12 protein-coding genes are annotated in these 13,818 nt (G+C 58.6%); 10 read left to right on the top strand and 2 right to left on the bottom strand.

Translation table 11 applies throughout. From position 1 onward, the window contains the following. Positions 1-72: 72 nt before the first annotated feature. Positions 73-417 (top strand): hypothetical protein, encoded by a 345-nt coding sequence (locus OHJ17_RS15810; protein WP_032432889.1) that lies wholly within the window; start codon positions 73-75, stop codon positions 415-417. A 24-nt stretch (positions 418-441) separates the two neighbouring features. Here OHJ17_RS15810 and OHJ17_RS15805 read toward each other — a convergent pair whose 3' ends face one another. After that, entirely contained in the window at positions 442-1,404 is a 963-nt protein-coding gene (locus tag OHJ17_RS15805) for a sugar-binding transcriptional regulator (protein ID WP_032432890.1), read from the bottom strand. 35 nt (positions 1,405-1,439) lie between these two features. Beyond that, complete coding sequence (locus tag OHJ17_RS15800; RefSeq protein WP_004211823.1) at positions 1,440-2,234, bottom strand: triose-phosphate isomerase; 795 nt, start codon at positions 2,232-2,234, stop codon at positions 1,440-1,442. Positions 2,235-2,476: 242 nt separating this feature from the next. Here OHJ17_RS15800 and pdxA point away from each other — a divergent pair, with 242 nt between their 5' ends. The 9 genes from pdxA to OHJ17_RS15755 all read left to right on the top strand — a co-directional run bounded on the left by pdxA (position 2,477) and on the right by OHJ17_RS15755 (position 13,804). Continuing rightward, a complete protein-coding gene (gene pdxA, locus OHJ17_RS15795; protein WP_004179336.1) occupies positions 2,477-3,484 on the top strand; it encodes a 4-hydroxythreonine-4-phosphate dehydrogenase PdxA in 1,008 nt (335 codons plus the stop codon). 35 nt (positions 3,485-3,519) lie between these two features. Further along, positions 3,520-5,238, top strand: coding sequence for a four-carbon acid sugar kinase family protein (locus tag OHJ17_RS15790; protein ID WP_114505236.1), 1,719 nt, complete (start codon positions 3,520-3,522; stop codon positions 5,236-5,238). A 92-nt stretch (positions 5,239-5,330) separates the two neighbouring features. Continuing rightward, complete coding sequence (locus tag OHJ17_RS15785; RefSeq protein ID WP_004140602.1) at positions 5,331-6,350, top strand: 2-keto-3-deoxygluconate permease; 1,020 nt, start codon at positions 5,331-5,333, stop codon at positions 6,348-6,350. Between the two features lies 1 nt (position 6,351). After that, the gene (locus OHJ17_RS15780) at positions 6,352-6,726 is read left to right on the top strand and encodes a PTS glucitol/sorbitol transporter subunit IIA (protein WP_004140600.1); all 375 of its coding nucleotides are present in this window, start codon (positions 6,352-6,354) and stop codon (positions 6,724-6,726) included. Between the two features lie 28 nt (positions 6,727-6,754). Then, positions 6,755-7,213, top strand: coding sequence for a ribose 5-phosphate isomerase B (rpiB, locus tag OHJ17_RS15775; protein ID WP_004140598.1), 459 nt, complete (start codon positions 6,755-6,757; stop codon positions 7,211-7,213). 30 nt (positions 7,214-7,243) lie between these two features. After that, positions 7,244-8,194: a transaldolase gene (tal, locus tag OHJ17_RS15770; protein ID WP_004147958.1), complete on the top strand. Its 951-nt coding sequence runs from the start codon at positions 7,244-7,246 to the stop codon at positions 8,192-8,194. 19 nt (positions 8,195-8,213) lie between these two features. Next, complete coding sequence (gene tkt, locus OHJ17_RS15765) at positions 8,214-10,217, top strand: transketolase (RefSeq protein WP_032408796.1); 2,004 nt, start codon at positions 8,214-8,216, stop codon at positions 10,215-10,217. Positions 10,218-10,454: 237 nt separating this feature from the next. Then, positions 10,455-12,083, top strand: a complete 1,629-nt coding sequence (locus tag OHJ17_RS15760; RefSeq protein ID WP_004183652.1) for a long-chain fatty acid--CoA ligase — start codon at positions 10,455-10,457, stop codon at positions 12,081-12,083. Beyond that, positions 12,080-13,804: an aldehyde dehydrogenase family protein gene (locus OHJ17_RS15755; RefSeq protein ID WP_004176561.1), complete on the top strand. Its 1,725-nt coding sequence runs from the start codon at positions 12,080-12,082 to the stop codon at positions 13,802-13,804. Before OHJ17_RS15760 ends, OHJ17_RS15755 begins: the two co-directional genes overlap by 4 nt. Positions 13,805-13,818: the final 14 nt, after the last annotated feature.

Here is a 13,818-nt window from a genome sequence, read left to right as displayed (position 1 = left end):
TAGCCAGGGCCCTGGCCACTGCTTCCGGCAGCGCTGCTGACAAGGATGAAACGTCATGACAGGAGTCAGACCATGCATAATCCGCTGGTTATCGAAGCGATCATGTTGATCGCGGCCATTATCGTTGGCGTCTGGAGCCAGCGCGCTTTACCGCTACACGCCGATAGCCGGCCGATCCTCTTCCTGCTGTGTCTGTTCGTCGGCACTGGCAGCGCATTGTGCCTGCTGCTGGATATCTTAGCCCTGCTGTGCATCGGTCAGATCGCGACAGGGGGTGTGCGGATATACGGCCCCATGCTGCTGCTGCTGGTACTGTGGAAACCTCTCAACTGGGTTGTCGGCATCATTGATGATTTTTTGATACAGCGAGCCGAAAAAGGGAAGGGCAAAGGCCAGCGCGACGGCGGTCAACGCTGATCCGCCGCCTGCGCCGTGGCTTATTTATAGCGCCTTTTGCATATTAATGACCGAACGGGCGTTCGAGGCGCTGGTAGCCAGCACATCGATAACCCCGGTGCGTAATGCCCCCAGGATCGCCGTCGCTTTCGTACTTTCGGAGGCGATAGCGATGACGCAGGGAATGGCCCGCAGCTGTTCGAGACTTAAGCCAATGACCCGGTCATTCATCACCGTATCGACGGGTTTGCCCTGAATATTGAAAAAGCTGTACCCCGCCAGATCGCCCACCACCCCCTGTTCCTGACGCGCGGTGGCAATTTCCTGCGGCGTAAACCAGCCGAGCTGGACCATAAAGCTGTTTTCATTCATATCGCCGAGGCCAATGATCGCCACGTCAGCTTTGCTGGCCTGTTCGAGCGTGGCCTTAATCAGGCGGTTTTGCATAAAGGCGGCGCGCAGCTCCGGGGTTTCCACATAGGCCGGGGCGTAAAGCGTTTCGCTGAAGCCGTTAAATTTGCGCGCCAGATTCCGGCTGATGTGGTCGGCGTCGATCAGCTGATTGTCGCGCTTGGTTCCGCCGATGCCGCAGATAAAGCGGCAGTTGCGCTCAGGAAACACACCGACGTGATTCGCCACCGCGGCCACATTGCGCCCCTGACCAACGGTGACGGTCATATCGTTTTTTAACACCCCGGCAAGGTAGTTACTGACCAGGGCCGCCACCTGCTGGCGCTGTTCATCTTCATCATGGTGATCCAGGGCAATTAGCGCGCGCTTAATGCCAAAGTGCGAAATAAACTGCTGCTCAATCTGGGAGCTGAAGACCGGATGGTATTTGACGCTGATCTCAACAATCCCTTCCTGGCGCGCTTTTTTCAGCAGGCGCCCGACTTTGATACGCGAAATGCCGAATCGTTTGGCGATCTCTTCCTGCGTTTGTTCCTGATCGTAATAAGCCACCGCAATTTCAGTGAGCAGGGCGTAATCTGAGTCTTGTTCAATCATGGCCTGGAATTTCCATCTCTGGTGTCCCTTTTATATTACTGCGCCTGCAAAATAAATTCCTGTGTAACGCGTTGAACAATGTCGCAATAGCCTTGCGCGTCCCAGGCCGCGCGGCCGATAAACAACCCATTGATCTCCTGCTGGCGCAGCAATTCCACCGCGTTTTGCAGCGTTACGCTGCCGCCATAGAGCAGCGGGATACGGGTTCCCGTCTCGTGACCAAACCGCTCGCAAAGCGCCTGACGTAGCGCCTGATGAATGACACCCGCCTCCTGCGGTGAGGCGGGCGTACCATGTTCGCCAATGGCCCACACCGGTTCATACGCAATCAGGGTCCGCAGCGCCTGCTGGTGGCTCAGGCCATACAGGGCGATCTTCATCTGCCGCACCACGCTTTCACGCGACACCTGCCAGCGTTTCTCCTCGGCGCTATCGCCAATACAGATCAGCGGGCGCAGGCCATGACCTAAGGCGCTATGCACTTTTCGATTAATCGCGGCATCGCTTTCATTAAAGGCGGCGCGTCGTTCTGAATGTCCCAGCTCAACAAGCGTGGCGCCGGTTTCTGCCAACATGGCCGCCGAGATTTCCCCGGTCCAGGCGCCCTGATCCGCTTCATGCATATTCTGCGCGCCGGTCAGAAGCGGTAACTGATGCGTTTGCAGAAAATGGCTGACGGGTTGGATCGCGGTGAAGGGGGGAATGACGAAGGGCTGAATAGCAGGGTGACAGCCCTCCGGCATCCGCGCTGCCAGCGTTTCGCACCAGGCCATGGCCTGGGACAGCGGCTTGTTCATTTTCCAGCTGGTTCCTAACCATATCGGGGTCATCATTGCTTCTCCTCTTAATAAAATCAAATACTTGCCAGAAACGGGGCCATACCCTGTATTGAGGTTGAACTTTTTATCACTGTATGAACATATGTTAGATCACATTTTTCGATGAAAAAAATCTATGAATTTTTTTATGTGATCTTCATCACTCATGGCGGCTCATTCATCAGGTAATGTTTTGAGCATATGATTTGATAGTGAACATATGAACAGTCAACTGAAAAAATGAGAGGCGCATGATGTCAGCAGAGAAAAAACCCGTTGTGGCGATTACCATTGGCGATCCGGCAGGGATCGGCCCGGAGATCACCGTGGCCACCATGATGGACAAAAGCGTGTATGACGAGTGCAAACCGTTCCTGATCGGCTCGGTACCGATTATCAGCCGGGCGATGAAAATCATGGGCTGCGATTTTGCTATCCATAAAATTGCCCATCCGCAGGAGGCTCGTTTCAGCTGGGGGACGTTGGATGTTCTGGAAACTGGCGACTACGATTGCGACAGTATCGAATGGGGCAAGGTGCAGAAACTGGCGGGGCAAATGTCGCTGGACTATGTGATGAAGTCGATCGAGCTGGGTAAAGCGGGGCTGATCGACGTGGTCTCTACTGCACCAATTCATAAGGAAGCCATCAAGCTGGCAGGATGTAAGCTCCCGGGCCATACCGAAATCTATCAGGTGGAAACCCAATCTGATTACGGTCTGACCATGTTCCACGTCCACAACCTGCGCGTCTTCTTCGTGAGCCGTCATATGGCGCTAAAAGCAGCCTGTGACTATGCCAACAAAGCGCGAGTGCTGGCCTGCGTTCAGCAGATCCACCATGAATTTACCGCCCTGAACATCAAAAATCCGCGCATTGCCGTGGCCGCCCTGAACCCGCATGGTTCCGACAATGGTCTGTTTGGTCACGAAGAGGCTGACAATCTGATCCCGGCGGTGAAAGCGGCCCAGGAGATGGGGATCAACGCTATCGGGCCGGTTCCGGCCGATTCCGTGTTCCATCTCGGCAAACAGGGGCGCTACGACGCCATTCTCTCGCTGTATCACGATCAGGGGCATATTGCCTGCAAAACCCTCGACTTTGAACGTTCGATCACCATTACCTTCGGCCTGCCGTTTATGCGCAGCTCCGTCGACCATGGGACGGCGTTTGATATCGCCGGTACCGGTAAGGCGGGTACCGTCAGTATGCTGGAGTCGACGCTGGTGGCGGCCCGTTACTGGAAAATGAAGCATCAATAATCGCTGAGGTTCATGCGAATCACGAGGACAGAGAAATGGAAAAACATCTGTTGATTAGCAAGGGCTGTAAGGGCTGGGGCGGGCCGCTGACTATCACGCCAGGTCAGGGGAAAAAGATTGCGTACATCACCGGGGGGATCCGTCCCCCGGTCGTCGACCGCCTGAGCGAACTGACCGGCTGGCCTTCCATTGATGTATTCAAGAATGGCGAACCGCCGGCGGAAGAGATTGGTTTAATGGTCATCGACTGCGGCGGCACGTTGCGCTGCGGACTCTATCCGAAGCGGGGAATTCCCACCATTAACCTGCATCCCACCGGTAAAAGCGGCCCGCTGGCGGAATTTATACACGAAGGGATCTACGTCTCCGGCGTGACGCCAGCCTGCATTGAGATGGTCTGGCCGCAAGGGGAAGGCGGAAAGCTTGGGATCGTGGCTGACGATCTGACCGGGGCAACTACCGTCGGGGTGCTGCTGGCGCGCAGTGGTTTAAAAACCGCCGCGTTTTTCGATACCGAATCCTTCGCCCGCAATGAGGTAGAGTATCCGGCGATGGTGGTCAGCAGCGACAGCCGCACATTGCCGAAAGCGGAGGCCCAGCACAAAGTGAGCGCTGCGGTGAAACAGCTGCAGGCTCGCGGCGCGCATTACTTCACCAAGCGGATTGATACCACGCTGCGCGGCGGCATCGGATTTGAAATCGACGCCATGCTGGAACAACTGCCGCAGGAGACGGTGGCGGTTGTGGTGCCGGCGATGCCGCAGTCACGGCGTATTCTCGTCGGCGGTTACTCGGTGATTGATTCGGTAGCCCTGTCGCGGACCGATGTGGCTCGCGATGTACGTACCCCGGTCACCGAGTCGTGGGTGCCGGGACTGTTGGCGGCGCAGACCCATCATCAGGTCGGGCATATCGCGCTGACATCGGTGATGAAAGGCGAAGGGCAAATCCAGCAGGATTTACAGGAACAACAACAGCGCGGCGTGCGGGTGATAGTGGTCGATGCGATAACCGTCGACGATGTCGATGCCATCGCCGGGGCGGTAGTGGCCCTGAACTGGAACGTGCTGGCCGTCGATCCGGGGCCCTTTACCGAACGGCTGGCGGTTCGTCGCGGCCTGATGCGCGAAGCGCGGAGCAGCGCGCCCGCGAGCCTGACAGCGGACGGCCAGCGCGGCTCGATTTTGATCGTTGCCGGCAGCGCAACGCCAGTAACCAAAAAACAGCTCCAGTATTTGATCGCTAATGATGCCCGGGTCTGCCATATCCCGGTGGATGCCGAGCTGTTGGTTGACCGGAAAAACGCCGCTGAGATTGAAGTCAATCGCGTGGTGCAGCATGCCCGACAGTGCGTTCCGGCGCAGCACAACGCGCTCTTTGTTTTTGAGTCCGCCTTGACCGGGCGGTTGCTAAACCTTCAGGAAGAGGAGCAGCGATTTGGTCTGGCCCACGGTGAGGCTGCGCAAAATATTAACCACGGATTGGGCAGTATTGTGCGCGAGGTGCTTAACTGTGCGTCGGGTGAAATTAAAGGATTGTATATGACCGGTGGTGACACCATGGTCAATGTACTAAAAGAGCTGGGCGCCACCGGAATAGAAATGATTGACTATGTCATCCCGCAAACCGATATGGTGCGGATCATTGGCGGCGATTATGCCGGCTTAATTTGCGTCGGGAAAGGAGGGCTAACCGGACCGGAAGATATTATTAGCATCATTGTTGACCGAATTTATCAGGAAGCACAGCAATAACCCAGTAATCTAATAACTAATAAACGACGTAATGGTCGTCAGGGTAGTATTGCGTCGTTATCTCTGTTAAATCTTAATTTAAGAGTTACCCTATGAATATTAATATACTTGAAAAAATGAATAAGGTGCCCGGTGGGTTAATTATTATTCCACTGCTGGTGGCTATATTAATTAATACTTTCGCGCCCCAGGTGCTCAGCATTGGCGGGCCGACCACCGCCTTATTTAAAGTCGGTTCCAGCGCCATGATGGGCATATTTTTGCTCATTTGCGGAACCTCGATCAATATCCGTCAGGCCGGGTTGCCGCTCTATAAAGGCGCCGTGCTGCTGTTTCTCAAATGTCTGGCCGGGGCACTGGCGGTGTGGGTTGCGGGAACGTTGTTTGGCCCGAGCGGTTTTCTCGGAATATCGACCCTGGCGCTGATTGCCTGCCTGACCAGCTCGAACAGCTCCCTCTATATCGCATTGTGCAGCAACTATGGCGATGCCAGTGATGCCGGGGCGATCTCCGTATTCTGCATCAAGGATGGTCCGTTTGTTACCATGATGGTGCTGGGCGTCAGCGGCCTGGCCAATATTCCCTTCGCCGCGCTGCTGTCGATGCTGATCCCACTGCTGATTGGCATGCTGTGGGGCAATCTGGACGAACGCTTTAAACAGTTATGCGCTGCGGCGCAGCCGCTGGTGATCATTATTATGTCGTTCGCCATCGGCGCCAACTCCAGTATCAATACGGTGTTCACCGCCGGGCTGTCCGGGATCCTGTTGGGGATTATCTCCGCGCTAACCGGGATTGTGTTCTACTTTATCTACAACCTGTTTTTGAAGAAGAAAAGCGCGCTGGGCGCCGCGCTGGGAACCACCGCCGCCAGCTCGGCGCTGACGCCGGCGATGGTTGCCCAGGCGGATCCTTCGCTGGCGATGTACGTGGATGCCGCCACCGCGCAGCTGGCGACGGCGAGCATTATCACCATGATCACCGCGCCGATACTGGTCGCCTGGTTTGATAAACGGCTGAAAAAGCGTGCGCCAGCCGCTGAACCGCTGAAAGAGGTGAAAAGTGAAGAGAGCGTGACATTATCTTCCCCTGCCGCCAAAGGACACAAATAGTATGAGCGTGCCGTTGTATTCATTACGGATTACCGCCGTCGGGGAATATGTTGAGTACTCTCTGCGGGAGCTGCGGCTTATTTTATTCTCCGATGCCGTTCCCGACGATATTGCGAGTTATTGCGCTGTACACCAGGCCAGCGAACTGACCGCCGAGTTATCGCCTGGTCAGCAAATGAAATTAAATGATAAAAATTATCGGGTGACCGCGGTAGGCCGTGTGGCAACGGCAAATTTACGACAGCTTGGCCATATCACGCTAAATTTTGATGGCGCAGATATCGCTGAATTACCCGGGACGGTACACCTTTACGGCGAACCACCACAAATTATTCAGCCTGGCGACCAAATTTCGTTTTACCCGAATTGTCATTAAGACGTACTGTTAAATTAAGGAAATAACCATGAAAACAATCGCTATTGGTGCGGATGATGCCGCCTATGCTTTTCGCGATGCCATCGTCGCTTATTTGAATGGGTTGGGAATTAACGTCGCGGATTACAGCAGCGATAAACGCCAGGGGAGTACCGTTTATCCGGATGTTGCCCATGCGGTGGCGATGTCGATTAAACAGGGCGAACACGAGCGTGGGATCCTGATCTGCGGTACCGGCATTGGGATGAGTATTGTGGCCAATAAAGTCCCCGGGGTCCGCGCCGCACAGTGTCACGATACCTTCTCCGCCGAGCGAGCGCGTAAAAGTAACAACGCGCAGATTATTACCCTTGGCGCGCGGGTGATTGGCGCTGAGCTGGGCAAAAAAATTATTCAGGCGTGGCTTGAGTCCGAATATGAGGGCGGCGGATCCGCGCCCAAAGTGGAACGTATTGATTATTACGAACACCAGCATGCCAGAGATTAATCTCCGCAGTCGTAAGATAAGGAACAGATGATGAGCCAGTTAGACGAACTGAAAAAATACACCACGGTTGTTGCTGATACCGGCGATATTGAATCGATTAAAAAGTTTGCACCCCAGGATGCGACCACCAACCCCTCGCTGGTGCTGAAGGCCGCGCAGCTGCCGCAGTATCAGCCGCTGATTGCCGATGCGATTGGCAAGGCACGCCGCCAGGGAGGCAGCGCAGAAACGCAATTGATTAACGCCTGCGATCAGGTGGCAGTGGATATCGGCAGCGAGGTGCTGCGCCATGTGCCCGGGCGTATCTCCACCGAAGTGGATGCCCGCTTTGCCTGGGATCGCGGGATGTGCGTCGCGAAGGCGCGCAAGCTCATCCAGTTATATGAGAAAAATGGCATTGGTCCCGAGCGGATTTTAATTAAGCTCGCCGCCACCTGGGAGGGCATTCGCGCTGCCGAAGAGCTGGAGCAGAGCGGTATAAACTGCAACCTGACGCTGCTGTTCTCTTTCGCTCAGGCCCGGGCGTGCGCCGAAGCGGGCGTCTTTCTCATCTCGCCCTTTGTGGGCCGCATCTACGACTGGTATCAGAAGCACCAGCCGCAGTCAGCCTATCAGGTGGACAGCGATCCGGGCGTGGTCTCTGTGCGCCAGATTTATCAGTATTACAAATCACATGGCTATGACACGGTGGTAATGGGTGCCAGCTTCCGTCGTATTGAGCAGATCCAGGCGCTGGCGGGCTGCGATCGCCTGACTATCTCTCCGGCACTGCTGGACGAGCTGGCGGCCAGCGAAGGAGTGTTGACCCGCCAGTTGACCCCCGGCTGCGTGACGGAAACCCGTCCCAGCCCGATGACGCAGGCGGAGTTCCTCTGGCAGCATCATCAGGATCCCATGGCAGTGGAAAAACTAGCGGAAGGGATCCGACTGTTTGCTGTCGATCAGGTGAAACTGGAACAACAGATTCAGCAGATGTTGTAATCCACGGGGATAAAGACTGATGAAAACGACAAATACCACTCGCCGCCAATGCGCCAACGCGCTGCGCGCCCTGAGCATGGACGCTGTACAGAAAGCCAAATCCGGCCACCCGGGGGCCCCGATGGGTATGGCTGACATTGCCGAAGTGCTGTGGCGTGATTTCCTGAACCATAACCCGAACAATCCGGCCTGGGCTGACCGTGACCGTTTTGTGTTGTCAAATGGCCATGGTTCGATGCTGATTTACAGCCTGCTGCACCTCACTGGCTACGATCTGCCGATATCCGAGCTGAAAAACTTCCGCCAGCTGCACTCCAAAACTCCGGGTCACCCGGAAGTCGGCTACACCGCAGGCGTGGAAACCACCACCGGTCCGCTGGGCCAGGGTATCGCTAACGCGGTCGGGATGGCTATCGCCGAGAAAACCCTGGCGGCGCAGTTCAACCGTCCGGGACACGATATCGTCGACCACTACACCTACGCCTTCATGGGCGACGGCTGCATGATGGAAGGCATTTCTCACGAAGTGTGCTCCCTGGCCGGTACCCTGAAACTGGGTAAACTGGTGGCGTTCTATGATGACAACGGCATCTCCATCGACGGCCACGTTGAAGGCTGGTTCACCGACGACACCGCCAAACGCTTTGAAGCCTACGGTTGGCACGTGGTGCGCGGCGTGGACGGTCACGACGCTGACGCCATCAAACGCGCGGTAGAAGAAGCGCGGGCGGTCACCGACAAACCGTCCCTGCTGATGTGCAAAACCATCATCGGTTTCGGTTCGCCGAACAAAGCCGGTACCCACGACTCCCACGGCGCGCCGCTGGGCGACGCCGAAATCGCCCTGACCCGCGAAGCGCTGGGCTGGAAACACGCGCCGTTTGACATCCCGTCTGACATCTATGCCCAGTGGGATGCCAAAGAAGCCGGCCAGGCGAAAGAAGCCGCATGGAACGAGAAGTTTGCGGCTTACGCCAAAGCCTTCCCGCAGGAAGCAGCCGAATTCACCCGCCGTATGAAAGGCGAGATGCCGTCTGACTTCGACGCGAAAGCTAACGAGTTCATCGCGAAGCTGCAGGCCAACCCGGCGAAAATCGCCAGCCGTAAAGCCTCGCAGAACGCCATCGAAGCCTTCGGCCCGCTGCTGCCGGAATTCCTCGGCGGCTCCGCAGATCTCGCGCCGTCCAACCTGACCCTGTGGTCCGGCTCTAAGCCGATCAACGAAGACGCTGCCGGGAACTACATCCACTACGGCGTGCGCGAGTTCGGTATGACCGCTATCGCCAACGGTATCGCGCTGCACGGCGGCTTCCTGCCGTACACCTCCACCTTCCTGATGTTCGTGGAATACGCGCGTAACGCGGTACGTATGGCCGCGCTGATGAAACAGCGTCAGGTGATGGTCTACACCCACGACTCCATCGGTCTGGGCGAAGACGGCCCGACTCACCAGCCGGTAGAGCAGGTGGCTTCCCTGCGCGTGACCCCGAACATGTCCACCTGGCGTCCGTGTGACCAGGTTGAATCCGCGATTGCGTGGAAATATGGCGTGGAGCGTCAGGACGGCCCGACCGCGCTGATCCTCTCCCGTCAGAACCTGGCGCAGCAGGAGCGTACCGCAGAGCAGCTGGCGAACGTGGCCCGCGGCGGTTATGTGCTGAAAGATTGCGCCGGCCAGCCGGAGCTGATCTTCATCGCCACCGGTTCAGAAGTGGAACTGGCGGTTGCCGCATGGGACAAACTGACTGCCGAAGGCGTGAAGGCGCGCGTGGTTTCCATGCCGTCCACCGACGCGTTCGACAAGCAGGATGCGGCTTATCGCGAATCCGTACTGCCGAAAGCCGTGACCGCGCGCGTTGCCGTGGAAGCGGGTATCGCTGACTACTGGTTCAAATACGTTGGCCTGAACGGCGCTATCGTTGGCATGACCACCTTCGGTGAGTCTGCGCCGGCTGAGCAGCTGTTCGAGGAGTACGGCTTCACCGTCGATAACGTGGTTGCTAAAGCGAAAGCACTGCTGTAAATCCCCACCGCTATCGCCCGGCCCGGAGTCGGGCGATACGCTCTCTGAGTAATGATCTTCCGGTCATGAGTTTGTCTTTTCCTTTCTGAACCATTTCCCACTCTATTTTGTGCGTGACCGCTGATTTCTGTACGTTTTTTTGTGCAGACCGGCAAATGTAGACCAGATTCAATAGGCGCCCGCACGATCGCGCCGCGCCCCTCGATTCCGCCGGACGTCTGTAAAGGAGACCCCGCCATGCCGTCACCGATGATTTATCAGGATCTCACCACTGCCGCGCTGCTCGGCCATGCGGCGCAGTATCACAGCGAGACCGAGATTGTCTCGGTGAGTACTGGCGGTGAGAAGGAGCGCAGCTGCTGGGGGGAGGTGGCCAGCCGTGCTCAGCGGCTGGCATCGGCGCTGGCGTCGCTGGGGCTGCCGCCGGGCGCCCGCTGCGCCACGCTGGCATGGAACAACCGCCGCCATCTGGAGATCTATTTTGCCGTCGCCTCCGGCGGCTGGGTGACGCACACCGTCAATCCGCGCCTGTCGGTTGACCATCTGCGATATATCCTCAACGACGCTGCCGACGAAGTGCTGTTTTTTGACCAGACCTTTTTGCCGCTGGTAGCACAGCTGCTGCCACAGCTGCCGACGGTGAAACACGTCGTGCTGATGGAGTCCCGCAGCGAAGCGGCGCTCAGCCAGCTGCCCTCATTGCTGTTTTATGACGATCTGTTGCAGCAGGGGATGGCAGACTATCGCTGGCCGCAGCTCAATGAACTGACTCCGGCTTCGCTCTGTTACACCTCGGGAACCACCGGCCGGCCGAAAGGGGTGTTGAATACCCATCGTTCGCTGGTCCTGCACGCCCTGAGCGGCAACCAGCCGGACGCCGCCGGCATATCGGCGAAGGACAGCCTGTTGCCGGTGGTGCCGATGTTCCATGTCAACGCGTGGGGGACGCCGTTTATCGCCGCCATGGTCGGCGCGCGGCTGGTGCTGCCGGGGCCGCACCTCGATGGCGACAGCCTGCTGCAGCTGCTGGCCGCCGAGAAGGTGACGGTGGGGTTTGGCGTGCCGGTGATCTGGGCCGGCTTGCTGGCGGCGATGCGCCGGACAGAGGTCCGGCTGCCTGAATTTAAACGTGCGCTGGTCGGCGGCTCCGCGCTGCCGCCGTCGATGGCCGAGGCCTTTCAGCGTGATTACGGCATTGCGCTGACCCACGCCTGGGGAATGACCGAAACATCGCCCATCGGCACCATCAACACACCGTTGAGCAAACATGACGCGCTCCCGGCACAGGAACAGCAAAAGCAGCGCGCCGGTCAGGGGCGGCCCATTTTCGGCATCGAACTGCAGGTGGTGGACGTGGATGGCGAACCGTTGCCCCGGGATGGTCAAAGCCAGGGTTATCTGCAGGTCAGAGGGCACTGGGTGGTAGAGCAATACTATGGTCAGGATGCGAGCGCCCTGACCGCGGCAGGCTGGTTTGATACCGGTGATATCGGTACGCTCGACGCCAATGGTTATCTGGTGATCAGCGATCGGGCAAAGGATATTATCAAGTCCGGTGGCGAGTGGATCTCCACCGTTGAGCTGGAGAATATCGCCATCGCGCATCCGGGGGTGCGCAGCGCGGCGGCCATCGCCGCCCGCCATCCGCGCTGGGACGAGCGGCCGGTGCTGCTGTGCGTCCGTGCGGAAGGGGGCGAAGTGGAGGAGACCGATCTGCTGAGCTGGTTTGAGAAGCGGGTGCCTAAATGGCAGATCCCGGACCGGGTGATATTTGTCGATGCGCTGCCGGTCAGCGCCACGGGTAAGGTGCTCAAAAATCAGCTGCGCCAGGCCTACGGAGAGATTTTAATGAGTGAGGGAAAATGAGCCATGCGCGACCCGGTCTGACGACCTGTTCTCAGTATGATGCGGCCCTGCACGCCTTGTCGGCGGCGCGCCAGCGCTGGGCGGAAACCTCAGTGAACCGTCGTCTGGCGCTCCTGCGCCAGATCAAGGATGCCCTGGCCGGCATTGCCCCGGCGTGGGTGGCCGCGGCAGCGGCGGCCAAAGGGCTGCCGGCGGGCGATCCGCTGGCGGGGGAAGAGTGGCTGGCGGGCCCCTGCGCGCTAATGGTCGGCTGCAACGGGCTTATCGCCACCCTGGAGCAACTGGAGGAGAAGACCTTTCTGCGGCGGATCCCACTGCGGACGCTGGCGGACGGCCGCCTGGCGCTGCGGGTGGTGCCCGGCACGCTCTGGGATCGGCTGCTTCTGTCTGGTGTTCGCGCTGAGATATGGATGCAGCCAGGCGTCACCCGGGCCCATCTCGACCGCTATGCGGCGCGGGCATACGACATCCCGCCTGCCGCGCGGCAGGGCAAGCTGGCGCTGGTGCTTGGCGCCGGCAATGTGGCCTCGATTGCGCCACTGGATGTGCTACACAAGCTGTTTATTGAGAATCAGGTCTGCCTGCTGAAGCTCAATCCGGTGAATGATTATCTGCACGATCTGCTGGCCCAGGCCCTGGCGCCGCTGATTGCCATGGATGCGCTCCGCATCGTCACCGGCGACGCCCGGGCGGGAGCGTGGCTGACCACCCATCCCGCTGTCGATGAGATCCATATCACCGGCTCCCGCGAGACCCATGACGTCATCGTCTGGGGCGAGGGTGAGGCGGCTCGCCAGCGTCGGGCCGCCGGGACGCCGCTGAACCCGCGTCGGGTGACCTCGGAGCTGGGCGGCGTCAGCCCCACCATTATCGTACCCGGGCCGTGGAGCGAGGCGGACATCGCTTTTCAGGCGCAGCAGCTGGCGACGCAGAAGATGAACAACGGCGGGTTTAACTGCGTGGCCAGCCAGGTGCTGATCCTGCAGCAAGGCTGGGAGCCTGCGACGGCCTTGCTGAATCAGCTGTACCGACTGATCGCCGCGAATACCCGCCCGGACTACTACCCCGGCGCTGAAAACCGGCTGACAGACTTTCGCCTGCGCGCCCGTCAGCCGCTGGAGATAGCCCGCGGTGACGCGCTGCCGTTGATTGTGGCGAATACCGACGATGATCCCGGGTTCTGCCAGCAGGAGGTCTTTGGCCCGGGGCTGTCGGTCACCCGTCTTGAGGCCGATAGTGCGGAAAGCTTTCTGCGCCAGGCGATCGGCTATGCGAATCAGCGGCTGCAGGGCACGCTAGGGGCCAATATTGTGATCCACCCGCGCACCCGCAAAGCGATTGGACGTAAGCGTTTTAATGCGCTGATCGCCGAGCTGCGCTACGGCACGGTGGCGATCAACTGCTGGAGCGGGGTGGCCTTCCTGTTAGCCCCTTGCCCGTGGGGGGCGTTTCCCGGCCACACGCTCGACGATATTCAGAGCGGGCGGGGCAAGGTGCATAACAGCTTTATGCTGGAGAAAACCGAGCGCACGGTGATTGAGGCGCCGTTTCGGCCGTTTCCGCGTAGTCTTTGGCATGGCGAACTGACGCTGATGCCCCTGCCGCCCTGGTTCATCACCCACCGGGGGCAGGAAGCGGTGGCGCAGCGGCTGGTGGATTTTTACCATCGGCCGCGCTGGCGCAAATTGCCGGCGCTCCTCTGGCGCGCGCTGCGGGGCTAAGGTGAGAGCAAAAA

The sequence above is a fragment of the Klebsiella sp. KP20-425-1 genome, from assembly GCF_025813515.1.
In the GTDB taxonomy this organism is placed as follows: domain Bacteria; phylum Pseudomonadota; class Gammaproteobacteria; order Enterobacterales; family Enterobacteriaceae; genus Klebsiella; species Klebsiella pneumoniae.
Note: the sequence above shows the minus strand (reverse complement) of the source record. Positions and strands in the feature narration are given on the sequence as shown.

Excerpts from the sequence above, each read along its gene's own strand:
- tkt (WP_032408796.1), top strand. The coding sequence starts at position 8,214 with ATGAAAACGACAAATACCACTCGCCGCCAATGCGCCAACGCGCTGCGC.
- OHJ17_RS15760 (WP_004183652.1), top strand. The coding sequence starts at position 10,455 with ATGCCGTCACCGATGATTTATCAGGATCTCACCACTGCCGCGCTGCTC.
- OHJ17_RS15780 (WP_004140600.1), top strand. The coding sequence starts at position 6,352 with ATGAGCGTGCCGTTGTATTCATTACGGATTACCGCCGTCGGGGAATAT.
- tal (WP_004147958.1), top strand. The coding sequence starts at position 7,244 with ATGAGCCAGTTAGACGAACTGAAAAAATACACCACGGTTGTTGCTGAT.
- OHJ17_RS15800 (WP_004211823.1), bottom strand. The coding sequence starts at position 2,234 with ATGACCCCGATATGGTTAGGAACCAGCTGGAAAATGAACAAGCCGCTG.
- rpiB (WP_004140598.1), top strand. The coding sequence starts at position 6,755 with ATGAAAACAATCGCTATTGGTGCGGATGATGCCGCCTATGCTTTTCGC.
- OHJ17_RS15810 (WP_032432889.1), top strand. The coding sequence starts at position 73 with ATGCATAATCCGCTGGTTATCGAAGCGATCATGTTGATCGCGGCCATT.
- OHJ17_RS15805 (WP_032432890.1), bottom strand. The coding sequence starts at position 1,404 with ATGATTGAACAAGACTCAGATTACGCCCTGCTCACTGAAATTGCGGTG.
- OHJ17_RS15790 (WP_114505236.1), top strand. The coding sequence starts at position 3,520 with ATGGAAAAACATCTGTTGATTAGCAAGGGCTGTAAGGGCTGGGGCGGG.
- pdxA (WP_004179336.1), top strand. The coding sequence starts at position 2,477 with ATGTCAGCAGAGAAAAAACCCGTTGTGGCGATTACCATTGGCGATCCG.
- OHJ17_RS15755 (WP_004176561.1), top strand. The coding sequence starts at position 12,080 with ATGAGCCATGCGCGACCCGGTCTGACGACCTGTTCTCAGTATGATGCG.
- OHJ17_RS15785 (WP_004140602.1), top strand. The coding sequence starts at position 5,331 with ATGAATATTAATATACTTGAAAAAATGAATAAGGTGCCCGGTGGGTTA.